Source organism: Luteimonas sp. RIT-PG2_3, assembly GCF_054902115.1.
Genome location: NZ_JBUBPF010000001.1, coordinates 85080 through 108836, shown reverse-complemented (window position 1 = coordinate 108836; position 23757 = coordinate 85080). Strand labels below are relative to the sequence as shown.

Genomic DNA, 23757 nt, shown 5'->3' with positions numbered 1-23757 from the left:
CCCCCTTCAACGCACTGCACGTTTTTCCTCCCCCGCACCCCACTGATCCGGAGTACACGCCCGTGGCCCATGCCATGCGACCGACGCTGTCCCTCGCCCATCCACGGCCCCTGTCGTCGTCGTGTTGCCGCGCGCTTTCCTCCCTGCGCACGCCCCTGCGCGTGCAGGACCTGCGGGGCCTGCCGCGTTGAGCGCTGACGCCAGCGCGACAGCGACGCGCAGCTGGTTCGGGCAACCGCCCGGACTGACGATCCTGTTCCTGACCGAGATGTGGGAGAAGTTCTCCTACTACGGCATGCGTGCGCTGCTGGTCTATTACATGACCAAACAGCTGCTGTTCGGCCAGCAGCAGGCATCGATGATCTACGGCATCTATACCGCGCTGGCCTACCTGACGCCGGTGTTCGGCGGACTGCTCGCAGACCGTTGGCTGGGCAAGCGGCGCGCCGTGATCATCGGTGGTGTGGTGATGGCCATCGGCCACTTCCTGATGGCGTTCGACTCGTTGCTGTATCCGGCGCTGCTGGCGATCGTGCTCGGCAACGGCCTGTTCCTGCCGACGTTGCCCGGCCAGGTCGGCGACCTCTACGCACGCAACGATCCGCGCCGCGGTTCGGCGTTCAACATCTACTACGTCGGCATCAACCTCGGCGCCTTCCTCGCGCCGCTGGTCTGCGGCACGCTCGGCGAGCTCTACGGTTGGCACGTCGGCTTCGCGGCCGCGGGCGTCGGCATGCTGCTCGGCCTGGTGATCTACATCGCCGGCCGTCGCCACCTGCCGCCGGACCCGCCGCGCGCGCAACGCGACCTGGTGCCGATGTCGGCACTGTGGCAGCCGGCGCATCGCCCGCTGCTGCAGATGCTGGCGACGATCGCGGCGATCGTCGTGGTGTTCCGGCTGGCCTACGAACAGGTCGGCAACACTATCGCGCTATGGCTCGATGCCGGTGTCGATCGTGCGATCAGCGCCGACTTCACGATCCCGATGACCTGGTTCTTCTCGCTCAATCCCTTGCTGGTGTTCCTGTTGACGCCGTGGCTGGTGGCGTCGTGGACGCGACAGGCGCGCGCGGGCCGCGAGCCTGCCGCGCTGACCAAGATGGCGATCGGTGCGGCCATTGTCGGCGGCGCCTACGTGCTGGTCGCCTGTCTCGGCGGTGACGCGCAATCGCAGGTCGGCTGGGGCTGGGCGATGCTGTTCTTCCTGCTGTTCACGCTCGGCGAGCTGTTCATCCTGCCGGTCGGCCTGGGCCTGTTCGCGCGGCTCGCGCCGGTGGGCTTCGGCGCGACGATCATCGCGTTGTGGTTCCTGGCGTCGTTTGGCGGAAACCTGCTGGCCGGCGCGGCCGGCACGTTGTGGAGCCTCGTCGACGTGCATGGCTTCTTCGCGTTGATGGCGGCCGTCTGCGCGCTGGTGGCGCTGATGCTGTACCTGCTCGAACGCAAGGCGCGACCGCTGCTCGGCGTGCCTGCGGCGACCGTTCCCGATGCCAACCAGGAGACCACGTCATGAGCACGCCTGTCCGCAAACATGCGCACGGCAGACCGCCGATCACGCCGCGTTCGGCGATGCGCTGGACCGCAACCCTGTTGGCGGTGCTGTGCGCGGGCGCGATCCAGGCGGCCGCGCACGATACGCCTGCGCCGGGCGCGGCTCCGGCGCCGACACCCGCCGCCGCTGCAGACAGCGGCGTGCGCTATGTGCAGGCCGGCTGGCTGCTCGCCGATCCCACCGATGGCAAGGTGCTGCGCGAGCAGACCGTGGTCATCGACGGCGGACGCGTGCGCGAGATCCTCGATGGCTTCCATGGCGAGCCGGGCCGCGTGATCGACCTGCGCACGCGCTTCGTGCTGCCGGGCCTGATCGACAGCCACGTGCACCTGAGCGGCGAGAACAATCCGCAGGCGCAGCTGCAGGCGGTGCAGAAAACCTCGTCGGACATCGTCATCGACGCCGCCGTCAACGCACGCAGGACCTTGCGCGCGGGCTTTACCACCGTCGCCGACCTCGGTGGCGACCCGGATGCGATCCTCGCCCTGCGCGATGCGATCGCGCAGGGTCGCTTCGCCGGCCCGCGCATCATCGCGGCCGGTGGCGTCGGTGCGCATGGCAGCCACGTCGATATCCACGGCTACCGCCCCGACATCATCAAGCTGTTCGCCTATCCGGGCCTGTGCTCGGGCGCCGACGATTGCCGGCGCGCGGTGCGCCAGACCGTGCAGCGCGGCGCCGACGTGATCAAGATCGCCTCGACCGGCGGCGTGATGTCCAATACCGCATCGGGCGTGGGCAAGCAGTTGTTCGACGACGAGCTCAAGGCGATCGTGGACACCGCACACAGCCTCGGCCGGCGCGTGGTCTGCCATGCGCACTCCGCCGACGGCATCCTCGCCGCGCTCAACGCCGGTGTCGACAGCATCGAACACGGCACCTACCTCGACGACGCCTCGATCGCCGCGTTCAAGCGGGGCGGCGCCTACCTGGTGCCGACGCTGTTGGCCGGCGATACCGTCGCGCGCCAGGCCAGGGACGCCGACTGGATGCCTGCAGCCGTGCGGGCGAAGGCCGCGGCGGTCGGGCCGCAGATGATGGCGATGGCGCGGCGGGCGCATGCCGCCGGCCTGCGCGTGGCCTTCGGGACCGACAGCGGCGTGTCCGCGCATGGCGACAACGCACGCGAGTTCGCGTTGATGGTCACGGCCGGCTTCACACCGCTGGATGCGATCCGCTCGGCAACGGTCTGGGGCGCCGCGCACAACCGCCTGCAGGACCAGATCGGAGCGCTGCGTCCCGGCATGGCCGCGGACCTGATCGCGGTCGACGGCAACCCGCTCGCCGATGTGCGTGTGCTCGAACACGTTGAATGGGTCATGCACGCGGGCCGGGTGGCTGCCAGCGAAGATGTCCGGTAAAGGCGTCAACAATCCTGAATACAGGCTTTCTGTTGACAATTCTCTAACGGGGATAAATATTCCCTTCTCAGGATCGAATGGACTGGCCTCATGACTGACCGTTTCCCACACTCTCCTGCACGTCGCCGCCTGATCGGCGGAGCCGCCGCCCTCGCCGTCGGTGCCGTTGCCTTCCCGATGATCGCCACCGGCCGTCATCGCATCCTGCCCGCCCTCGACACGCTGTACTCGACCCGTGCGATCGACCTGGTCCGCGAGTCGCTGGTGCTCGACATGCTGGCGCCGCTGAAGATCGACTTCCGTCCGGAGTACTTCGCCAGCCGCATCAGCGAAGAGGACGCCGCCGACATCCGCGCCAGCGGCATCACCGGTTTCCATCATGCGATCGGCATCGGCGGCCCCGATGTCTACGCCGACACGCTGGCCTACATGGCGGCATGGAACGGTTTCGTCGGCCGTAACAGCCATGTGTTCACGCTGGTCGACCAGGCCGAGGATCTCGATCGCGCCAAGGCCGACGGCAAGGCCGCGGTAATCATCGGCGTGCAGAACGCCGACCACTTCCGCACGCCGGCCGACGTCAACATGTTCTACCAGCTGGGCATGCGCTGCGCGCAGCTGACCTACAACTCGCAGAACTTCATCGGCTCGGGCAGTACCGATCGCGTCGATGGCGGCGTCAGCGATTACGGTGTGCAGATCATCGAGGCCATGAACACGTCGGGCATGCTGATCGACGTCTCCCATTGCGGCGACCAGACCACGCTCGATGCGATCGAACTGTCGCCGCGCCCGATCGCGATCACGCATTCCAACTGCCGCGCGCTGAACACCCATCCGCGCGTCAAGACCGACGAAGCGATCCGAAAGCTCGCCTCCAAGGGCGGCGTCATGGGCATCACCGGCGTGCGCATGTTCGTGCGCGACCGCGAGCCGACGACGATCGAACACCTGGTCGACCATATCGACCACGTCGTCAAGCTGGTCGGCATCGAGCACGTCGGCATCGGTTCGGATGCCGATCTCAACGGCTACGACGACATGCCCGCAGACCAGAACAAGATGCTGCGTGGCGGCTACAAATCCAGCTATGCGTTCCGCGACAAGCTCGATACCGATGGCTTCGACCATCCCCGCAAGACCTACGACCTGGCCGAAGTCCTGATCAAGCGCGGATACACCGACGCCCACATCAAGCTCGTGCTCGGCGGCAATTTCAGGCGCCTGCTCCGAGAGACCTGGAAGCCCGTCGTCCTTCCCACCTGATCCACTGTTGGAGTCCAGCCATGCGCAAGATGATGAAGCGGTCGGTTCTCGCGTCGATGTGTGCGTTGTGTTGTGCAGGAATCGCGTCCACCGCGATGGCGCAGGAAGCGGCCAAGGAGACTCCCGCCCGGGCCAGCGAGACCGTCGAACTCGAGCGTGTCGTCGCCACCGCCCAGAAGCGCACGGAAAGCATCATGGAGGTGCCGATGGGCATCAGCGTGATCTCCGAGGAAAAGCTGGAATCGCTCAACGCCGGTCGCCTGACCGACTACGCCGCCTATGTGCCGGGCTTCCAGGTCGACAGCGGCGGCGCGCCCGGCGTGACGTCGATGTCGTTGCGCGGCATGGCGCCGCTGGGTGGCGGTGCGATCATCGGCACGTATATCGACGACTCGCCGATCAATCCCAGCAGCAACAAGAACCGCGCCACCGGCTACGCGCTGGACCTGTTGCCCTACGATATCCAGAGCGTCGAAATCCTTCGCGGTCCGCAGGGCACGCTGTACGGTGCCAGCTCGATGGGCGGCCTGTTCAAGTACATCACGCGCGCGGCCGACACCGAGAACTTCGAGTTCCGTGCCGGCATGGACGTCAGCTCGGTCAGTGATGCCGATGAACTCGGCACGGGTGTGCGCGCCGCAGCCAATATCCCGCTGACGGAAGGCAAGCTGGGCATGCGCGTCAGCTTCGCCCGACAGACCACGCCGGGCTACATCGACGAGAAGATCCTCGGGAAGGAAGACGCCAACGGTTACGACCAGCTGGCCGCTCGCCTGGCGTTCACCCTGAACATCAACGAGAACGCCACCCTGCGCGTGCAGGGTCTGTGGCAGACCATCGACGCCGACAGCATCGCCCAGGTGGGCCTGGATCCGGCAACGCAGAAGCCCGAACTCGGCCCGCTCGACGGCAATGCCTACTTGATGCAGCCGTATCGCAACGAGGTGGATTTCTATTCCGCCATCCTCGACTGGAACCTGGGCTTTGCCGACCTGCTGTCGTCGACCAGCTACTCGGCGACGCGCATGGCGATCACCACGGATGCGTCGCCGACCTATGGCGTGGCATGGCCGCTGTTCGGCTATCCCGCGGGCCTGGCCAACTTCGATCTGTACCTGGGTACCCGCAAGTGGACGCAAGAGTTCCGCCTGACCTCCAAGACCAGCGAACGCCTGGACTGGCTGGTAGGCGCCTATTTCACCGATGAGGTCAATACCAATCGCCAGAGCGTGATGGCCTGGGACAACGACTTCAACGTGCTGCCGTTCAATCCGGCCGTGATCGCGTTGCCGGGCGCGTACAAGGAAGCCGCGGTCTTCGCCGACGCTACCTGGAAGTTCTCGCCGAAGTTCGACGTTTCGGTCGGCGCACGATACGCGCGCAACGAGCAGGAATTCACGCAGATCACGACCGGGCTTCTGGTGGGCGAGGCCAACACGCCCGGCGAATCGGCCGAGAACGTCTCGACCTGGAAGCTGGCCTCGCGCTGGCATCTGAATGACGATTCGATGCTCTATGCACGCATCGCGACCGGCTATCGACCCGGTGGCCCCAACCTCGCGCTGCCGGGCGTGCCGCCGATGACCAAGTCCGACACCACGCACAACCTGGAGTTGGGTTTCAAGTCGCAGTTCTGGGACCGTCGCGGCATGATCGACCTGGCGCTGTTCAAGACGAGCTGGGACGGAATCCAGGTGGGTGCCATCACCGGAACGGGCTTGACCTACATCACCAACGCGCCCGGGGAATCGAAAAGCCAAGGTGTCGAACTGTCCATGCTGTTGCGTCCGCTGGCGGGCCTGACCTGGGGCGTCAATGCCGCGTACATCGATTCCACTATCAGCAAGGGCGTGCCGGCAAGCAGTGGCTTGACGCCGGGCGGCCAGATGCCGCTGACCCCGAAGCGCAGCTGGTCGACCACGCTGGATTACGACTTCAGTGTCACCGACCAGTGGAGCGGAAAGGTGGGTGGCGGTTATCGCTACACCGGCGACCGGATCGGCTCGTTCGGCGGCTTCCCGATCGATGCCTACAAGGCGGTCGACCTGCATGCCGAGCTCAGGAACCAGAACCTGACCTTCCGCCTGTACGTGCGCAACGCGACCAACGAGCAGGAATACATGTCGATCGGCGTGCTGCGCAATGCATTGAACGGCAACATCGAGCAGGCCCGCGGCACGCCGCTGGTACCGCGCACGATCGGCATGTCGGTCGACTATCGCTTCTGATCCTGCGTCACGCCCCGCTGGACGCATCGCGTCCAGCGGGATCCCCTCGCACGCGCCCGTACGACGAGAAGCCTCCTGCATGCGTTCTCCCGAAGCCGTCATCGCCGCCGTCATGTTGCCGCAGCCCTACCTGCTGTTCCTGGGCGACATCACCGAACCCGGTTACGCCAAGACTGCGGTCGGGCTGCGCGACTGGGCCGGCGACGCCTGCGTCGGCGAGTACAGCCTGCCCGGTTGCAAGGCCAGCACCGGCTTGCCGATGCTGGATCCCGTGCAGGCGCGCGTACAGGGCGCGCGTTCGCTGGTCATCGGTGTCGCGACACCGGGCGGCACGATTCCCGCGCACTGGCTGCCGGTCCTGGTCGCCGCGATGGAGGCCGGGCTCGACCTCGTCAGCGGCATGCACATGCGGCTCGCAGACACGCCGGAACTGCGCGACGCCGCGCAGCGGCTGGGCCGTGGCCTGCACGACGTGCGCACGCCGCCACGCGACATCCCGGTCGCCAATGGCCGCAAGCGCCGGGGCAAACGCCTGCTGACGCTCGGCACCGACTGCGCACTCGGCAAGAAATACACCGCGCTGGCCCTGGCGCGCGCGCTGCGCGCGCGGGGCGTGCCCTCCGACTTCCGTGCGACCGGCCAGACCGGCATCCTGATTTCGGGTAGCGGCATCCCGATGGACGCGGTGGTTGCCGACTTCTCGGCTGGCGCGGCGGAGCGTTTGAGCCCCGCAGCCGCCGACGACCATTGGGATGTCATCGAGGGGCAGGGCTCGCTGCTGCATCCGGCGTATGCCGGGGTGACGCTGGGCCTGCTGCACGGCAGCCAGCCCGATGTGTTCGTGGTCTGCCACCAGCCCGGACGCGCGCACATGCTCGGCTTTCCCGACTACCCGGTGCCGACGATCGAGGAGATCATCGCGCTGGCCGTGCAGTTGGGGCGGCGTACCAATCCCGGCATCCGCTGCGCGGGCGTGAGCCTCGATACCCATCTGATGGACACGCAGGAGGCATGGGCGGCCTGCGCTGACATCCAGGCGCGGCTGGGCTTGCCGGCGGCCGATCCGATGCGCAGTGACGACGGCTTCGACGCCTTGTTCGGCACGCTGGTCGATGCCTGCCTGGCATGAGGGCGACGATTCCCCTGCGAAGGAATTCGGCATGGTGACGCTGCCTGATGACGGCAGGTTCTTCATCGCCATATTGGCCATGCGCAGCATGGCGGCCGTTGCGGACTGCGTCATCGCGGAGCGCGCGGAGATTGCGGGAATCGCGCACAGCGTGCGTGACGCCCACCTGTTCCAGCCGGCCGCGGCCTCGCCGTGATGCCATCCATGGTCGCCGCCCGGACCCCGGTCCTGGCGGAGGCCGGACCGCGCGCAAGCGCAACACGTGACTTCGGGAGAAACACCGCTCATGCGTCGATTGATGTCGTACTCCATCGCACTGGCCCTGGCCGGTTCCGCATCGCTGCAGGCGCATGCCGCCGACACCGCGCCCTATGACCTGCTGATCCGTAATGGCGTGGTCTACGACGGCAGCGGCGCGGCCCCCAGGCAGGTGGATGTCGCCGTACGCGGCGACCGTATCGCCGCCTTGTTGCCCGCCGGCAGCCAGGCCAATGCGACCCGTACCGTCGATGCAGCCGGGCAGGCGGTCGCACCCGGCTTCATCAATGCTCTGAGCTGGGCCACCGAGTCGCTGATCGTCGACGGCCGCAGCATGAGCGACACCAAGCAAGGCGTAACGCTGCAGATCTTCGGCGAAGGCTGGTCGATGGGGCCGTTGAACGAAAAGATGAAGGCCGACGTACTGGGCAAACAGTCCGACCTGCGCTATCCGGTCGACTGGACGTCGCTGGGCGATTACCTGGAATTCCTCGCGCGTCGCGGCGTCACTCCGAACGTCGCCTCGTTCGTCGGCGCGGCCACGGTGCGTATCCATGAGCTGGGCTACGACGACGTGCAGCCCGATGCCGCGCAGCTTGCGCGCATGCAGGACCTGGTGCGTGCCGCGATGCGCGAAGGCGCGCTGGGCGTTGGCGCCTCGCTGATCTATCCGCCGGCGTTCTACGCCAAACCAGCGGAACTGGTCGCGCTGTCGCAGGCCGCGGCCGAGTCCGGCGGCGGCTATGTCGCGCACATGCGCAGCGAAGCCAATGAATTCCTGCCGGCGCTCGAAGAGACCATCGCGATCGCGCGCGCGACCGGCCAGCGCGCCGAGGTCTATCACCTGAAGGCTGCCGGCGAGGCCAATTGGCCGAAGATGGCGCAGGCGATCGCGCGCATCGAGGCGGCACGTGCCGAAGGCCTGCAGGTCAGCGCCAACATGTACACCTATACCGCCGGCGGTACCGGCCTCAGCGCGAGCATCCCGCCGTGGGTACAGGACGGCGGCCACGCGGCGATGATCAAGCGCCTGAAGGATCCGCAGACGCGCGCGCGCATCATCGCCGAGATGAACGATCCCGATGCCGATTGGGAAAACCTGCGACTGCTCGCGGGCTCGGCCGATCGCCTGGTGCTGATCGGACTCAACACCGACGCATTGAAGCCCCTGATCGGCAAGACGCTGGCCGAGGTCGCGCAGCAGCGTGGCACGCCGGTCGAGGACACCTTGCTCGATCTGATCGTCGAGGACGATTCGCGCGTCGAAGCCGCGTATTTCCTGATGAGCGAGGACAACGTCGAGCTCGGCCTGCGCCAGCCCTGGGTCAGCCTGGGCTCGGATGCCGAGTCCTCGGCGCCGGAAGGCGTGTTCCTGAAATCGAGCGCGCACCCGCGCGCCTATGGCAACTTCGCGCGTTTCCTCGGGCATTACGTCCGTGACCGCAAGCTGATGCCGCTGGAGGAAGCGATCCATCGCCTGACCCGGTTGCCGGCCGAGAACTGGAAGCTGGCCGATCGCGGTTGCCTGGATGTCGGCTGCCATGCCGACATCGTGATCTTCGATCCGGCGACGATCCGCGACCACGCCACGTTCGCCGAGCCGCTGCAATACGCGACCGGCATGCGCGATGTCTTCGTCAACGGCGTGCAGGTACTGCGCGATGGCGAGCACACCGGCGCCACGCCCGGACGCGTCGTGCGCGGTCCGGGCTGGTCGGCTACCGACGCGGCGCCATGACGGCGGGGTCGGGCAGGTTCCAGCGGCTCATCCTGCCGGGGCTGGCATTCAAGTCCGTCGTCATTGGCGGCGGCTATGCGACGGGTCGCGAGCTGGCGGAGTTCTTCCTTCCGTCCGGTCCCTGGGGCGGCATCGCCGGCATGCTGCTGACGATGGTGGTGTGGAGCGTGGTCTGCGCAGTGACCTTCCTGCTTGCGCGTGCCATTGGCGCGCGCGACTACCGCGCCTTCTTCAAGCACCTGCTGGGCCGGGGCTGGGTGCTGTTCGAGGCAGCCTACCTCGGGCTGGTGGTCGTGGTGCTGGCGGTGTTCGGCGCGGCCACCGGCGAACTGTGCCGGACGATGTTCGGCTGGCCGCCGCTGCTGGGCACGGTGCTGCTGGTCGCGCTGATCGCGGCGGTCGTGCTGGCCGGCAACGATGCCGTCGAGCGCCTGTTCAAGTACATGTCGATCTTCCTGTACCTGGTCTACGCGATCGCGGCGATCCTGATGCTGACCCATTTCGGCGACCGCATGGTCGCGCAGTTCGATGCCGCGCAAGGGCTCGGCGAAGGCTGGGCGCTCAATGGTCTGACCTATGCCGGCTACAACATCATCGGCGGCATCGCGATCCTGCCGGTGCTGCGGCACATGCTGTCGCGGCGCGACGCCGTGGTCGCCGGCCTGCTGGCCGGACCGCTGGCGATCCTGCCGGCGATCGTGTTCTTCATCTGCATGGTCGCGTACGCGCCGGGCATCGGCGACGAGCCGCTGCCGTCGGACTTCCTGCTCGGGCAGGTCGGCATGCCGTGGTTCCACCTGGTGTTCCGGATCATGATCCTGACCGCATTGATCGAGACCGGGGTGGCGATGGTCAGTTCGATCGACGCGCGCGCCAGTGCCGCATGGAAGGAGCGCACCGGTGCGCCACCGGCCTCGCGTGCACGGCTCGCGCTGATCGTCGGCGTGTTGCTGCTGACCGTGTTTCTGGCCGATGCGATCGGACTGGTCGCGCTGATCGCCAGTGGTTACCGCCTGCTGGCCTACGCGCTGCTGGCGACCTATGTCCTGCCCTTGCTGACCTACGGCCTGTGGTGGTTGTGGCGCCATCGCCACGTTGCCGATGTCGGCATCCCCGCCGCCGTCGCCGAGCCGAGAGGAGTGTCCTGATGCTGTGGAATGCCGTGCGATCCATCTGCAAGTCCCGGAACAGGACGAAGGCACCGGCGCCCGCCAGGCCGCATCCGCATCGGCGCACCCACGGGGGGGGCGGGACAGGCGCGGCCACGCTGGCATTCGCACTGTCGCTGGGCCTGGCCTGCGGCGCCGCGTCTGCCGCGCCACCGGAAGACCTCGACGCGCGCGTCGAACAGCTGCTGGCGCAGTACGGCGTGCCCGGCATGGCGGTGAGCATCGTCGAGCAGGGCCGCACCGTGCATGCCGCAGGCTATGGCGTGCGTCGGCTGGGGTCTCCCGAGCGGGTCGATGCCGACACGATCTTCCAGACCGGCTCGACCGGCAAGGCGATCACCACGGCGGCACTGGCCGTGCTGGTCGACGAAGGGCGGATCGACTGGGACGATCGCGTCATCGACCACCTGACCGATTTCCAGATGTACGACGCCTGGGTCACGCGCGAGATCACCATCCGCGACCTGCTGGTGCATCGCAGTGGCCTCGGACTGGGCGCGGGCGACCTGTTGTTCGTGCCGCGCTCGTCGCTGAGCCGGGCCGAGACCGTGCGCCGCGTGCGCCATCTGCGCCCGGAGACCAGCTTCCGCAGCGGCTACGCCTACGACAACCTGCTGTATGTGGTGGCCGGGCAACTAATCGAAGCGGTCACCGGCCAGTCCTGGGAAGTGTTCGTGCGCGAGCGTGTGCTGGCGCCGGCCGGCATGCGCAGCTCCACGACCGAAGACGCCGCGCGGCTGGCCTCGCCGAACCGCGCGCATCCGCATGCGCGCCTCGACGGTGGCCTGCGCGGCATCGGCACCCAGGAATTGCTCGACGAGGCCAAGGGACTCGGCAGCAATGCCGCGCCTGCCGGCGGCATCTCGTCGAGCGCGCACGACATGGCGCGTTGGCTGACGATCCAGCTCGCGCACGGCGCGCTGCCCGAAGGCGGGCGCCTGTTCAGCGAAGACGCCTCGCGCGAGATGTGGACGCCGCAGGTGCTGATGCCGATCTCGCAGGCCCCCGGCGAACTTGCCGACACCACGCCGCAGTTCTCGGCCTACGCACTGGGCTGGAGTGTGCGTGACTATCGCGGCGTCAAGATCATCGAACACGGCGGCGCGGTGTTCGGCGTGCAGACGATGGTCGTGCTGGTCCCGGGGCGCGACGTCGGCTTTGCGTTGCAGATGAATGCCGAGGACGGCATCGTGCTGCGCGGCCTGACCTACGAACTGCTCGACCATTACCTCGACGCGCCCAAGCGCGACTGGGTGGCGGCGTACGCGCGCTTCAAGTCCGCGCGCGATACCGCGGCCCTGGCACAGGTGGGCACGGGCGCGCAGGACAGCAGGGTCCGCTCGAAGCCTTCATTGCCGCTGGCAGGTTATGCCGGCGACTATGCCGATGCCTGGTACGGCCCGATCGGCCTGCGCCAGGAACGCGGCGCGCTGCGCATCGACTTCCGCCAGACCCCGGACATGGCCGGCACGCTGGAACACTGGCAGTACGACACCTTCAAGGTGCGCTGGGACGATCGCACGATCGAGCCGGCCTTCGTCAGCTTCGCGCTGGATGCCGAAGGCAAGGTCGAGCGCATCACGATGAAGGCGGTATCGCCGCTGGCCGATTTCAGCTACGACTACCACGACCTGCTGTTCAAGCCTGTTCCTGTCGAGCCTGTTCCTGTCAGTCCTGCTCCGGCCGACAAGCGATCGCGCTAGCGGTCGACGCCACGCCGCCGGATCGCATCACGCGATCGACGGCGCAACGGTCGTGGGGTGGGACAAAGCGATCAGGTCGCCAGCTGCACCCAGGCCGGCGCATGGTCGCTGGGGCGTTCCCAGGTCCGCGGCTCGCGATCGATGCCCGATGCGATGGCGCGCGCCTTCAGCGCGTCCGACACCAGCGTCAGGTCGATGCGCAGGCCGAGGTCGCGACGGAAACCGGCCTGGCGATAGTCCCACCAGCTGAAGATGCCGGCGTCGTCGTGGTGCAGGCGGAAGGCATCGTGCAGGCCGAGCGCGTACAGGCGCTGCAAGGCATCGCGCTCGGCGACCGAGGTCAGGATGTGCCCGTCGTTCCAGACCGCCGGATCGTGCACGTCGCGATCGTCGGGTGCGATGTTGAAATCGCCCAGCACCACCAGTTGTGGATGCGCCTGGATCTCGGCGGCCAGCCAGGCCTGCACCGCATCCAGCCAGCGTAGCTTGTAGGCGTACTTGTCGGTGCCCACGTCCTGGCCGTTGACCACGTACAGGTTGACGATGCGCACGCCATCGATGGTCGCCGCGATGACGCGCTTCTGCTCGTCCTCGAAGCCGGGGATGCCGATCTGCACCTGTTCGATCGTGCGATCGCGCGCCAGGATCGCCACGCCGTTGTAGGTCTTCTGGCCGGAGAACACGCTGCGATAGCCCAGCCCCGCCAGCGCCGTATCCGGAAAGCGCGGATCGTCGAGCTTGGTCTCCTGGATGCCCACGACATCGGGTTGCGCATCGCGCAGCCACTGTTCGAGGTGCGGCAGGCGCACGTTGAGGGAGTTGACGTTCCAGCTGGCAATTTTCATATGGGGTTGTACTTGTATGAACATCAATGGCTTACAAATAGTACTCGCATTGATCCAGCTGGCAGCGGTCCGATTGGCGACCCGAGCGCAGAGGCCCTGGCAGCCAACGGCCTGCTATCCCGTTGGTGGATCGCGAACGCATTGTCCTTGGGCTTGAGCGGAAAAGGGTGGGGCGCCGATGCGTGTCGGGCGTGTCGGGAAATGCCAGCGCCAGGCGCGGCGACGCAGGTCGGCCTGCGCGCCGGACGTGGCCTTGGGCCGGTGGTCACCGGTGCGCTGCCTGCGATCCCCCTCCCGTTGGCATGCGCACGATGCCTTTCAACGACGCCATCAGCGCCAGGCGCTCCGGCGTAACGTATTGCTCCGCTTCGGCCAGTCGGTGAGCAAGATCATGGGCGTGCGGGGTCGGGACGCCTGCTTCGATCAAGCCTTCTGCATCGCGTATCCCGTCGCCTGCACACAGCACGGTGACCCGCGCGCCGTCCTGGCGCCGGAGCAGGGCGCGACCGCCGGTCGCGTCCTGTGTCCAATCCACTACGGCATGATCGCCGGTCACCACTACGGGTGCCGCATCGAGCGGGGCGTCGGGACGATCCCACGTTGCATGCATGAGTTCCAGGATCGTTTCCCTGTCCTGGTCCTGCGTTGTCGGCGCAGGAGAGGAACAGGCTGCAAGCAGGCAGGTCAACAGCGCGATAGGCCAGGCAAGTGCTTTCATGATGGATGTCCCCTGGCAGTCGATCAGAACTGGAACCGCACGCCGACGTACACGGAGCGAGGCGCGCCCGGCTGCAGCAGTGCATCGCCGACGCTGGCCCGGTCGCGCACACTCATCGCCCCCACGTAGGCCTTGTCGAGCAGGTTCCGCACTTCTCCGAACACCTGCCAACCCTCCTGTTCGAAGCCTGCGCGCAAACCCAGCAAGCGGTAAGAATCGATCCTGTAGGTATTGCTGAAGTCGGCATAGCGCGCGCCGATCAGGTCGAAGGTCGGACCGGCGAAGAATCCGCCCTGATGGCGATACATCACTTCCCCGCGCACCGCATAGTCGGGTGCGGCCGGCAAGGCATTGCCGCCATAGACGGCGTGGTTGTCGAAGGTGAAGTCGCTGTAGGTCGCGCTGACCAAGGGTTCGATGCGATGCGTGCCGCCTGCAATGGGGAAGCTGGCCCCGAGCAGGGCTTCCACGCCCGCATGGGTGGTGCGATCCACGTTGGTGGACAGGCTGGTGCCGGGCGCGAGTGGATCGTCGATGGACAGGATCTCGTCGCGGATCTGCGCGTAGTAGACCGAGACGTCCCAATGCCAGCGTGCGGCATCAGGTGGCGTGGCCGTACCTCCGCGCACGCCTACCTCATAAACCGTGCCGTGCATGGCCTCGAGCGTTGCGTCGTTCCCGCGGATGTCGTCCTGCAGCTCGAACGTGGTCGGCGCCTCGTACAGCCGGCTGACACTGGCGAAGGCTTCGCTGTCGGGGCTCAACGCGCGGATCGCACCGACCCGCGGGTTGAAGGCGCTGTAGTCGGCCTTGGGGTTGCGCAATATGCCGCTGGCAAGATCGATATTGCGGACATCGCGACCGGTGAGCACGCCCTGCGCGCCGTAGACCAGCGTCCAGTCGGGCGTGAGCTTCCAGCGGTCCACCAGGAAGACTTCCACGCTGTCGGAGCGATTGTCGAGGGTGCCCGTCTGCCCATTGCGTTGACCGCCATCGTTGCGGAAGTTGCCACCCGTTTCATGCGTGTTGGCCAGGTTGAGGCCGGCGAGGATGTCGTGGTCGCCGCGCCTGAGGTTGTATCGCAGCATGCCGCCCACGGTGCGCTGGTCGGTGTTCTTCAGCAGGCTGAAGACCTCGACAGGCAATGCAGGGCCGGGGCCGTCGAAATCGACCAGTACCTTGTCGACGATGGGGTGGTAGAGCGCCTGGTCTTCGTACGACAGGCCGAACGCCAGTCGGCTGTCGGCATCGATGTTCCACGTGCCCTTGGCCGCCAGGCGGCTGGTCCTGACGTTCAACTGGAAGTTGCCGGTGATTGCCGACGGGTTCGCTTGTCGTGGATTGGCCTCGAACTGCGCCCTGGTCAGCGCGCCGGCGAGTTGCTCGTCGTTGTCCACATGGGTTGCGAAGACGCGCAGGTCGAGATCGTCGGAGACCTGCCAACCCGCATTGGCGTAGAGTCCGAACCGGTCCTGGCGGCTGTGCGCGCGGTAGCCGTCGCGGCCCCTGCCTTCCAGCGTGACCTGGCCATCCAGGTCGCCGGATACGCCGCCAGCGGTCAATCTGCCGCTGATCATGCCGAAGCTCCCGCCGGTGATCGAGACCTGCGATCCCGCGCTGTTGCGGGCGGTGGGCGACGTGAAGTCGATCGCGCCGCCCAGCGTGCTCGCGCCGTAGGTGAGCGCATTGGCACCGCGCGCCACGACCGCGTAGCGGGCCGCCAACGGATCCAGGAAACGATTGTGGTTGTTGCCGTCGGCCGTGCTGACCGGCAGGCCGTCCTGGAACAGGCGGATGCCGTTGCTGTCGTAGTCGGTGGCGTCCAGGTTGGAGCCGCGACTGGAGATGAAGATGGCATCGCCACCGGTGCCGCTCTCGGTCCACAGGCCGGGCACGTACCGTAGCGAGTCGGACATGTTGTTGACGGCGCGCGTGTGGAAGGACTCGCCGTCCACGACGGTGACGCCGCCTGGCGTCAGCGCCCGCTCGGTGGTGACGGCATCCGGGCGGAAGCCGCGTACTTCAATACGGTCCAGGGTGCCGGGAGGTGCCTGTGCGGCGCTGTCGGCAGCCGCATCATGGGCATGGCCGGACAGGGGAAGCAGGGCTGCTGCAATGGCGACGAACAGCTGTGACGCACGCGATGGCGTGCGGGAATGAATCGGCATGATGGCTCCAGATGGATCAGGACGCAGCGTGTTGGCTGCGTGGGGAGTCGATGGTTTGCGTGACCGGTGTGCGCACCCATGCCCGGAAAGGCACGGGGTCCCAGGCAAGGCGCCTGGTGTTGGCCGGTGTCAGGAATTGGCCGCGAATGCCAATGAAAAAGCCTTGCTGGAACAGGCCGCAGTCCTGCCTGCCGTTGCGTCCCTGGCAGGGCTCGCCGCGGCCGCCATCGATCCTGCCGCGCGGCATGGCCACGTGCACAGGATCGACGCCGCGCAACGCACGGTCATCGCAAACGGAATGTTCGACCAGGCAGGTCGCGACCGATCAGGTCAGCCCGATCAGATCAGGCCGATCAGATCAGGCCGATCAGATCAGGCCGATCAGATCAGGCCGCGAGCGGTGGTCCGCGGGATCCAAGACCACAGGGGCACCTGCCCGCTGCGCGCGAAGGGCGCCGTGCGAAGACGGGCAGGGCCGCCATCGGCACCAGCGACCAGGCCAGCCATAGCATCGCGACCAAGGTGGTCGCGAGGAGCGGGCAGTAGGCGCAGTCCGGCATGTCGCCGTGTTTTGCCGGGGCGGGCTCCGGCGTGTCGAGCAACGCGAACGGATCGACCATGCTGACCAGCGTCTCGCCGCCCATCGTGCACATCTCCATCAGGATCGTGCGGGGACCGGCATCGTGTGAGCTGGCGAGCCGGCCGATGGAGGGCAGGAACGCAAGCAGCAGCATGGCCGTCAGCGACAGCCATGCGAATGCGCGTCTCGATCGACTGCCTCTGGACATCCCGGCAGTCTAACCGGGCGTGGCGGGAAGAAAGCGGGAGATCCGGTGCCGGTGCCTGCGACCGTTTGTCGCATCCAACACAACGGCTTCTCCGGAAGACCTGCGACCGGGCATGCATGATTGAAGCGTGGCCACGCCTGTCGTTGGGCAGCGTGCCGCGCTCTTTCCAGGCTGTCAGCAATGGAGACTTCAAGCCGTGTACGCATCCGTGTCCGTCACGGCCGCATAGGCGAACGCCAGCGCGGCCATCGCCGTCGCATGCAGTTGGGGAGCGGGAATCGCGACGCCATTGAACGTGAGCGCCATCGTCGCGCAAGCATCGTGCACCACGGTGACCGGTTAGCCGAAGTCGGCGGCCGCACGGGTCGTCGCTTCCACGCACATATGACTCATCGCACCGATCACCACGAGCTGCTCGACATGCTGGTCGTCGAGCAACTGCTTCAGGCTCGTGTCACGGAACGCGTTGGGAGCGTGCTTGACGACAACAGGTTCCCCCTCGAGGGGGGCTACCGCAGGGATGATCTGCGCGCCGTCGGTTCCGGGCAAGAAGACCGGCGCGTCCGTGTGGCTTGCGTGCTGACGTGTCCGCCACATCGTCAGGGCCTGCTCGCCAGTGCTGGCAAGCGCTGCGCCGGATTCAGGTCGCGAACAGCTGTTCCATGTCCTGGAACGCCTTGAACTCAAGCGCGTTGCCGGAAGGATCGAGGAAGAACATCGTCGCCTGTTCGCCCGGCTGGCCGACGAAGCGGATGTAGGGTTCGATGATGAACTGTATGCCGGCGGTCGTGAGGCGATCGGCCAGGGCCTGCCATTGCGGCATCGTCAACACGACGCCGAAGTGCGGCACCGGCACGTCATGGCCGTCCACGGGATTGGCGAATGCGGCGTCGCGCGTACCAGTGCCGGGTTTGTAATGGGCGACGATCTGATGCCCATAGAGGTCGTAGTCGATCCAGGTGTCGCTGCTGCGGCCTTCCGGGCAGCCCATCACGCCTCCGTAGAATTCGCGGGCCTGGCCAAGGTCATGGACCGGGAAGGCGATATGGAACGGCGTCAACGTGGGCGTCGTTGTAGTCGTCATCATCTGGGTGATTCCTCCGTATGTGTTGAAGTGGACGCGGCTTCCTCCCGCTCGATGCGGTCCACCAGCGGCAGATAGCTGCGCCGCAGGTAGAGCAGCAGCACGGCCGCGCAGATCAGGCTGCCGACACCGACCAGTGTCATGCTGGACAGCAGGCCGGTTTCGCCAGTGAAGCGATGGTCCGACAGATAGCCGATCAGCCACACGCCTCCTCCTGTGATCAGGGCCCGGATCACCAGGGCGAAGGCGGTCATCTGTCCGCGCAATCGCCCCGGCGCAATGCGCTGCAGGACATAGAAGTTGTAGCTGGTAACGACGCAGACCAGCAGGCCCAGCACAGCGAATGCAGCGACCACGTGCAGGGCATCGTAGGCCAGCGCGAACGTTGCAGCAGGCAGGATCGCCAGCGATGCTGCCAGCACCATGATCGCGAGCTCCGGCATCCGCGAACCGCGCTGCTTGAAGCGCCTGAACAGGAAGTTGGCGACAAACGGCGCCAGCAGTGCGCCAGCGGCAGCGGCAAAGCCGATCTTTACTCCGATCTCGCCGGCATGCAGCGAGAAGTTGCGGGTCAACGCGGTTGGCAACCATTGCAGGGTGGCGTCCAGCCCGACCACGCAAAGCGCCAGCGCGATCGGGTACAACATGATCACGCGGCGGTTGCCCCAGGCATAGCGCGCGAAATTGGATTCCTGCGGTACGACGGTGCCAGCGTCGGTACGTCCCTGGCGGCTGGGCTCGGGCATCAGCATCAGCAGGGCGGCCACCAGCGGGACCGGGAGCGCGACCAGCACGAACGCCATTCTCCAGGGCTCGAACCCTGCCGGCAGGAAGGACAGCTGCGCGATGATCGCAGGCGATTGCTCGACCAGCGTTCCGCACAGCATGTACGCGACCATGATCGAAACGTTGGCGCCGCCGATCAGGAAAAGGTTTGCGGTCGGGCGGCGCGCGGGGCTGAACAGGTCGGCAAGCATCGAGATCGCAGCCGGATACAGGCAGGCCTCGGCGATGCCGAGGCCGATCCGGGTCATGAAGAAAGCTTCGTAGCTGCGCGACAGGCCGGTGGCGACCGTCATCACCGCCCAGGCAAGCATGCATACGACGAGGATGTTGCGACGGTTCCAGCGATCCACCGCCCAGCCGAATGGCATCGACATCACGGCCATGAACAAAGTCGCGCTGAAGCCCTGCACCAGCCCCATCTGGGCATCGGTCAGACTGAAGCTGGCCCGGATGGGATCGACGACGAAGACGATGACCTGGCGGTCGATGTAGCCCAACGTCATCGTCAGGATCAACAGCGCGAGGGTGATGCTGGCCGTGCGCAGGGACGGATAGCCGTCGGCGCGGTCGATCGTCGTGTCTGTCATCCGCGCGGCGTTCCCAGAGAGGAGGTCATCGAATCCATGCTAGACGAAAGCCAAGTGCGAATCCGGCAGGTTTTGACCGATATGAGCCGTGATTTCGCATTCGCGGCCAGACTGCGCAGATCCGACGCGAAGCCACGGTCGAGGTCGTGCATCGCGTCGAAATTGCAGCTTCCCGTCTTGCCATCACGGCTATGATCGGACCACTCGCCCGCGAACGATCTCTTCATCCTTATGCGCCACGTTGTTGATCCGCGCCGACGCGCAACCCTGTCCGCACTGCTCGCGTGCGCCGCTTCCCCACTGTTTCCCGTGACCGCGACGATGATGTCCCATACGCCTCCCGCAAGCCCCAGGACCCGTGATGCCCGACGCGATCGCGACTCGATCAAGGGCCTCCCGCATGCTGGCATCGCCGCGATGGGGGTCGGCGAGCTGGCTGACGCGTTTTCGCGAAAGTCGCTGTCACCGGTCGAGGTGTCACGCGCGTTGCTGGAGCGGATCGAGGCAGCGCAACCCCTGTTGAGGGCTTACAGTCACGTGGATCCGCAACGCACGCTGGAGGAGGCGCGGCATTCGGAGGCGCGCATGCTGCGTGGCGGGCGGCTGGGCATGCTTGATGGCGTACCTGTGTCGTTCAAGGCCTCGTATGGCGTGCGCGGCTGGCCGGCGACGTCGGGTACGATCGCGCTGGCCAACAGGCGCGCGGACCAGGATCATGCCCTGGTCGCGAGGCTCCGAGCGCTCGGCGGCGTCACGCTTGGATTGACCGGCATGCCGGACCTCGGCTTCTGTACCTGTTCGATCAGCTCGGACGCGGGGGTCATCCGTAATCCCTGGGACCTCAGCCGCACGACAGGTGGGTCCAGCGCAGGTGCTGGTGCCGCGGCAGCGGCAGGCCTGGGGCCGATGCACTTCGGGAGCGATGGCTACGGCTCGGTGCGGCTGCCAGCAGCATGGACAGGCACGATCGGTTTCATGCCTGGCTCGGGCAGTGGTCTGCTGGCCCGCGGCATCGACGACATCCAGCATGTCTACGCTGCGATGGGCCGCCATGTGCGTTGGCACAGCGAGCGCGGACGCTGGGCGGGGTACCTGCCGATGCCGGCGCAACATCCGTTCCCGGAACGCGGCCTCGCACCGCTGGCGTCGCTGGCGGGCCTGCGTGTCGCTTATCTTCCCCAGGCGTCGCCGGACAGCTTTCCACCCGAGGATGATGTGATGGCCGTGGTCGAAGCGGCGGTCAATGCCATCGCCGTGGGCGATGGCATCGAGATCGAACGCCTCGCACCGCTGCTTCCGCTGGGGTCGAAGGCGGCCAGTGGGGTCACCGTGTTCACCAAGGCGCGGCGCGACATCCTGGCCGATTTTCCGCCCGAACGCTTCGCACTGCTCGACGTTCTGCCGCGCGAGTTGACTGAGCGCGCCGCGACGGTAAGCGAAATGGAATTCGAGCAGGCGCAACGGCGCGCGCACGAGATCTGGGACGACTTCACCTTGACGCGTCCGCTGGACAGCTTCGACATCGTGCTGACACCCTCCGTGCGGATCCGACCGTTCCAGGCCGATCAGCGCTATCCCGACGGCTACGATCCGTACCTGGTTCCGCATGGGCTTGATGACGGCACCGCGACGGTCATCGAACTGGGCATCTTCAACATGCTTGGCGGCTGGTCCTGTTTCAATCTGCCCTGTGGATTCACCCGCGATGGCTTGCCGGTCGGCCTGCAGGTAGCGGTCCGGCCGTCCGCCGATGCGGTCGCCCTGTCGATGCAGGCGACAGCGCATCTACAGCGCGTGCTCGGCATGCAACCCGCCACCATGCCGTTCGATTGAGTGGATGCGCGCGCCCGCGCAATCAGACCACGATCAGTTCGCGTGGAAAATCCGTCAGTGACTCACCACCGCCGGCGCGGACCCGCACGGTCTCGCTGAAGATCACGGGGACCTCGTGCTCCCAGGTTCCGATGACGATGTGGATGGTTTCATCCTCTGCCAGCAAGGTCGTGTCCTCGGCCTGCAGGCTCAGTCCGCCTTCACCCCAGTCGATGCCGATCGCGTAGCCGAAGCGCGAGCGCTTAATGACGCCGCGCGCATCCAGGACTTCCATGCCCGCGCGATGGATCGCGCTGCAGGGCGCGCCGGTACGCGCCGCTGCCAGGGCCACCTGGTACGCGGCGACAACCGAGTCCCAGGTCTCGCGCAGCCCTGGCGAAGGTGGGCCAAGGCTGACGGTGCGCGCGAGCGCGCCACAGTAGCGGTGGCGATATGCGCCCAGTTCCAGGTTGACATGGCTGCCAGTGGCGATGGGATCGGTGGTCCAGCGTGCATGGCCTTCGAACAGTCGCGGCCCTGCGGAGATCACCAGCGGGATCGGCAGCGGCGGTGAGGCGGGGAGTCCTGGCAGGCCTTCGGCCTGACGGGCGAGGATCACGCTGGCCAGTTCCGACTCCAGCGTTGGCCCCTGTGCCAGGCGCTCGATGCCTTCACGCAGCGCGCTCGCCGCAATATGGCCGGCCTCGCGCATCCATTGCAGTTCCTGAGCCGTCTTGCGCCGGCGCGGGGCGCGCAGCACTGCGGTCGCATCGACCAGGGCTCCGATGCCCTTGGCATGGGCGAGGGCGGAAGATGCCGCGGCGGTGAAGCTGGATGCGCCCAGATCAGCGCCCACGTCACGGCCATCGGCAAGTTCACCGATGCGCCGTGCGACGAAAGGCCATGCACCACCGGCGATGGCACTGTCGTCGAAGGCCTCCACGTTCTCGCGACGCAGGTAAGCAGTTGACCATGCCGACACGGCATCCATCTGGCGAGTGATCAGTCGGGGTTCGTCGTCCTCCAGCCGGACGACCATCGCCTTGATGGATCCGGGTGCATTGGCGTTGTAGCCAAGATAGAAGTAGTGCACGGCATCCGACACGCTGGCGACGATCTCAAGCTTGGCAGCGCGCATCGCCTGCTTGAGGTTCTCGAGGCGCTGGCGGTATTCGTTGGGAGTGACATGGCTCATGGCGGGATCCTGTGGCGCGCAAGGTCAGGTGGGGAGGCGGCGATGCATGCGCTGGCCGACATGCACGGCCTGCGCGAGACCGTTGCCGTCGAATTCGGAGAACACCACCGGCTGCGGAGCGCTCGCGCTACCGTCACGGCGAAGTGCCAGGCTGTGATCGAGCGCCCAAAGGCGTCCGCTCGTTGGCTTGATCATGCCCGAAGGATCGTTGCGCGGCCCCGAGCGCAGCACCAGCCCGTCGGCATCCTGGTCGATGTCGATGAAACGCGCGCGGCACGCGTAGCGTCCGAGCAGCGGCGCAATCGACACATTCGGGACGGCTGCCGGTGGCGATTGGAACAGGCCAGGTTCGTCCGGAAGCAATCGGCGCAGCAGTGCAGAGAACAGCGTCCGTGCGCCCGGGCCGGTCGCAGCGGCCGCGATGACGATGCCGCGGTCGGGCACGAGCCGCAGCATTGCTGCCTGGCCGGGTGTTGCGCCGTCGTGGCCTGGCAGCAAACGTTCCGGGGGCCCGAACAGCTCCCAGCCAAGGCCGCGCGCCCCGCACTCCCAGTCACCGGGCGGCGGCAAGGCGTGCACGGATTGCATCGCGCGGAGCTGCGACGTCGGAAGCAGTCGCGGATCCGATGACAGGTGCAGTCTGGCCAATCGCACGACATCGTGGATCCTGCCGCTGGTTCGCGCTCCGGCGGGTGCATGGGCATAGGGAGGCAGGTGCCGGGCGATCGGTACCAGTCTTCCGTCGTCCATGATGTGGCCATCGGCGCGATTCCTTCGTTGCTCGCCACGTCGCTCGATGCGCAGGCTGTGGTCGCCGAGCAGGGTGCCGATGCGCGCATCGAACACTTCGTCGAATGGGCGCATGCAGGCGCGTTCGATCAGCCAGCCGATGATTGCGTAGCCAGCGTTGCAGTACGACACCCCGGCCCCTGGGGCATGCAGCTGTTCGAGTCCGGCGCAGGCGCTTGCGTAGGACTCCAGCGCCAGAGGGCCATCGCCGGTGTCCTTGAAGAAGTCTCCGTCGATGCCGCTGGAGTGGGATAACAGTTGACGAAGGGTGATGGAGGTGCTGGCGTCAGCGTCGGCAACACGGAAATCGGGAACGCGCTCGCGGACGGGACGATCCAGGTCGAGGAGTCCTTCCTCAACCAACTGCAGCGCGATGGAAGCCACCAGTACCTTGGTCAAGGAGCCGATCTCGAACAGGGAGTCTGGACGCACAGGCGCAAGCGACGTGGTGTTCAGATAGCCATGCGTGGCGACATGCACGCTCGCGTCGGGGCCGCTGATCGCGACGATCGCACCCGCGACATCTGCGTGTGCAGCCGCCGCCGAGAGCGCGGCCTGAAGGTCCGAGGCCGACGCCATCG

At 66.7% G+C, this 23757-nt stretch carries 19 protein-coding genes; 10 read left to right on the top strand and 9 right to left on the bottom strand.

Going from position 1 to position 23757, the window contains the following annotated elements; all coding sequences use genetic code 11:
- Window positions 1-187: 187 nt before the first annotated feature.
- From ACYX7E_RS00435 to ACYX7E_RS00395, 9 genes are all read left to right on the top strand, one after another.
- Complete coding sequence (locus ACYX7E_RS00435; protein WP_462078562.1) at window positions 188-1513, top strand: peptide MFS transporter; 1326 nt, start codon at window positions 188-190, stop codon at window positions 1511-1513.
- Window positions 1510-2913 carry a metal-dependent hydrolase family protein gene (locus ACYX7E_RS00430; protein ID WP_462078561.1) on the top strand — a complete coding sequence of 468 codons (1404 nt, stop codon included), beginning with the start codon at window positions 1510-1512 and terminating at the stop codon, window positions 2911-2913. Before ACYX7E_RS00435 ends, ACYX7E_RS00430 begins: the two co-directional genes overlap by 4 nt.
- 90 nt (window positions 2914-3003) lie before the next feature.
- Window positions 3004-4179, top strand: a complete 1176-nt coding sequence (locus tag ACYX7E_RS00425) for a dipeptidase (RefSeq protein WP_462078560.1) — start codon at window positions 3004-3006, stop codon at window positions 4177-4179.
- 20 nt (window positions 4180-4199) lie between these two features.
- A complete protein-coding gene (locus ACYX7E_RS00420; RefSeq protein ID WP_462078559.1) occupies window positions 4200-6407 on the top strand; it encodes a TonB-dependent receptor in 2208 nt (735 codons plus the stop codon).
- Between the two features lie 79 nt (window positions 6408-6486).
- Window positions 6487-7536 (top strand): DUF1611 domain-containing protein, encoded by a 1050-nt coding sequence (locus ACYX7E_RS00415; RefSeq protein WP_462078558.1) that lies wholly within the window; start codon window positions 6487-6489, stop codon window positions 7534-7536.
- A gap of 31 nt (window positions 7537-7567) precedes the next feature.
- Window positions 7568-7732, top strand: a complete 165-nt coding sequence (locus tag ACYX7E_RS00410; protein ID WP_462078557.1) for a hypothetical protein — start codon at window positions 7568-7570, stop codon at window positions 7730-7732.
- 102 nt (window positions 7733-7834) lie between these two features.
- Window positions 7835-9532, top strand: coding sequence for an N-acyl-D-amino-acid deacylase family protein (locus ACYX7E_RS00405; protein WP_462078556.1), 1698 nt, complete (start codon window positions 7835-7837; stop codon window positions 9530-9532).
- Window positions 9529-10680, top strand: coding sequence for a YkvI family membrane protein (locus ACYX7E_RS00400; RefSeq protein WP_462078555.1), 1152 nt, complete (start codon window positions 9529-9531; stop codon window positions 10678-10680). The genes ACYX7E_RS00405 and ACYX7E_RS00400 overlap by 4 nt, the downstream gene beginning before the upstream one ends.
- A complete protein-coding gene (locus tag ACYX7E_RS00395; protein WP_462078554.1) occupies window positions 10680-12404 on the top strand; it encodes a serine hydrolase in 1725 nt (574 codons plus the stop codon). Before ACYX7E_RS00400 ends, ACYX7E_RS00395 begins: the two co-directional genes overlap by 1 nt.
- Window positions 12405-12475: 71 nt before the next feature.
- Here ACYX7E_RS00395 and xth read toward each other — a convergent pair whose 3' ends face one another.
- From xth to ACYX7E_RS00360, 7 genes are all read right to left on the bottom strand, one after another.
- Complete coding sequence (xth, locus tag ACYX7E_RS00390; protein WP_462078553.1) at window positions 12476-13249, bottom strand: exodeoxyribonuclease III; 774 nt, start codon at window positions 13247-13249, stop codon at window positions 12476-12478.
- A gap of 265 nt (window positions 13250-13514) precedes the next feature.
- The gene (locus ACYX7E_RS00385; protein ID WP_462078552.1) at window positions 13515-13967 is read right to left on the bottom strand and encodes a copper uptake system-associated protein; all 453 of its coding nucleotides are present in this window, start codon (window positions 13965-13967) and stop codon (window positions 13515-13517) included.
- A 23-nt stretch (window positions 13968-13990) separates the two neighbouring features.
- Window positions 13991-16135 carry a TonB-dependent receptor family protein gene (locus ACYX7E_RS00380; protein WP_462078551.1) on the bottom strand — a complete coding sequence of 715 codons (2145 nt, stop codon included), beginning with the start codon at window positions 16133-16135 and terminating at the stop codon, window positions 13991-13993.
- 386 nt (window positions 16136-16521) lie between these two features.
- The gene (locus tag ACYX7E_RS00375) at window positions 16522-16923 is read right to left on the bottom strand and encodes a DUF2946 family protein (protein ID WP_462078550.1); all 402 of its coding nucleotides are present in this window, start codon (window positions 16921-16923) and stop codon (window positions 16522-16524) included.
- Between the two features lie 339 nt (window positions 16924-17262).
- Complete coding sequence (locus ACYX7E_RS00370; RefSeq protein ID WP_462078549.1) at window positions 17263-17520, bottom strand: isochorismatase family protein; 258 nt, start codon at window positions 17518-17520, stop codon at window positions 17263-17265.
- Window positions 17521-17563: 43 nt separating this feature from the next.
- Entirely contained in the window at window positions 17564-18010 is a 447-nt protein-coding gene (locus tag ACYX7E_RS00365) for a VOC family protein (protein ID WP_462078548.1), read from the bottom strand.
- Window positions 18007-19380: an MFS transporter gene (locus tag ACYX7E_RS00360; protein WP_462078547.1), complete on the bottom strand. Its 1374-nt coding sequence runs from the start codon at window positions 19378-19380 to the stop codon at window positions 18007-18009. The genes ACYX7E_RS00365 and ACYX7E_RS00360 overlap by 4 nt, the downstream gene beginning before the upstream one ends.
- 309 nt (window positions 19381-19689) lie before the next feature.
- Between ACYX7E_RS00360 and ACYX7E_RS00355 the strand changes: the two genes are divergently transcribed.
- Window positions 19690-21213 (top strand): amidase family protein, encoded by a 1524-nt coding sequence (locus ACYX7E_RS00355; protein ID WP_462078546.1) that lies wholly within the window; start codon window positions 19690-19692, stop codon window positions 21211-21213.
- 22 nt (window positions 21214-21235) lie between these two features.
- On the opposite strand, the gene ACYX7E_RS00350 is transcribed toward ACYX7E_RS00355, so the two are convergent.
- Window positions 21236-22387, bottom strand: coding sequence for a M24 family metallopeptidase (locus ACYX7E_RS00350; RefSeq protein WP_462078545.1), 1152 nt, complete (start codon window positions 22385-22387; stop codon window positions 21236-21238).
- A 24-nt stretch (window positions 22388-22411) separates the two neighbouring features.
- A complete protein-coding gene (locus ACYX7E_RS00345) occupies window positions 22412-23755 on the bottom strand; it encodes a serine hydrolase domain-containing protein (protein ID WP_462079038.1) in 1344 nt (447 codons plus the stop codon).
- Window positions 23756-23757: the final 2 nt, after the last annotated feature.

Bases quoted from the DNA above. Each gene is read 5' to 3' on its own strand.
- ACYX7E_RS00430 (WP_462078561.1), top strand. From the start codon at position 1,510: ATGAGCACGCCTGTCCGCAAACATGCGCACGGCAGACCGCCGATCACG.
- ACYX7E_RS00425 (WP_462078560.1), top strand. From the start codon at position 3,004: ATGACTGACCGTTTCCCACACTCTCCTGCACGTCGCCGCCTGATCGGC.
- ACYX7E_RS00420 (WP_462078559.1), top strand. From the start codon at position 4,200: ATGCGCAAGATGATGAAGCGGTCGGTTCTCGCGTCGATGTGTGCGTTG.
- ACYX7E_RS00415 (WP_462078558.1), top strand. From the start codon at position 6,487: ATGCGTTCTCCCGAAGCCGTCATCGCCGCCGTCATGTTGCCGCAGCCC.
- ACYX7E_RS00410 (WP_462078557.1), top strand. From the start codon at position 7,568: ATGGTGACGCTGCCTGATGACGGCAGGTTCTTCATCGCCATATTGGCC.
- ACYX7E_RS00405 (WP_462078556.1), top strand. From the start codon at position 7,835: ATGTCGTACTCCATCGCACTGGCCCTGGCCGGTTCCGCATCGCTGCAG.
- ACYX7E_RS00400 (WP_462078555.1), top strand. From the start codon at position 9,529: ATGACGGCGGGGTCGGGCAGGTTCCAGCGGCTCATCCTGCCGGGGCTG.
- ACYX7E_RS00395 (WP_462078554.1), top strand. From the start codon at position 10,680: ATGCTGTGGAATGCCGTGCGATCCATCTGCAAGTCCCGGAACAGGACG.
- xth (WP_462078553.1), bottom strand. From the start codon at position 13,249: ATGAAAATTGCCAGCTGGAACGTCAACTCCCTCAACGTGCGCCTGCCG.
- ACYX7E_RS00385 (WP_462078552.1), bottom strand. From the start codon at position 13,967: ATGAAAGCACTTGCCTGGCCTATCGCGCTGTTGACCTGCCTGCTTGCA.
- ACYX7E_RS00380 (WP_462078551.1), bottom strand. From the start codon at position 16,135: ATGCCGATTCATTCCCGCACGCCATCGCGTGCGTCACAGCTGTTCGTC.
- ACYX7E_RS00375 (WP_462078550.1), bottom strand. From the start codon at position 16,923: ATGTCCAGAGGCAGTCGATCGAGACGCGCATTCGCATGGCTGTCGCTG.
- ACYX7E_RS00370 (WP_462078549.1), bottom strand. From the start codon at position 17,520: ATGTGGCGGACACGTCAGCACGCAAGCCACACGGACGCGCCGGTCTTC.
- ACYX7E_RS00365 (WP_462078548.1), bottom strand. From the start codon at position 18,010: ATGATGACGACTACAACGACGCCCACGTTGACGCCGTTCCATATCGCC.
- ACYX7E_RS00360 (WP_462078547.1), bottom strand. From the start codon at position 19,380: ATGACAGACACGACGATCGACCGCGCCGACGGCTATCCGTCCCTGCGC.
- ACYX7E_RS00350 (WP_462078545.1), bottom strand. From the start codon at position 22,387: ATGAGCCATGTCACTCCCAACGAATACCGCCAGCGCCTCGAGAACCTC.
- ACYX7E_RS00345 (WP_462079038.1), bottom strand. From the start codon at position 23,755: ATGGCGTCGGCCTCGGACCTTCAGGCCGCGCTCTCGGCGGCGGCTGCA.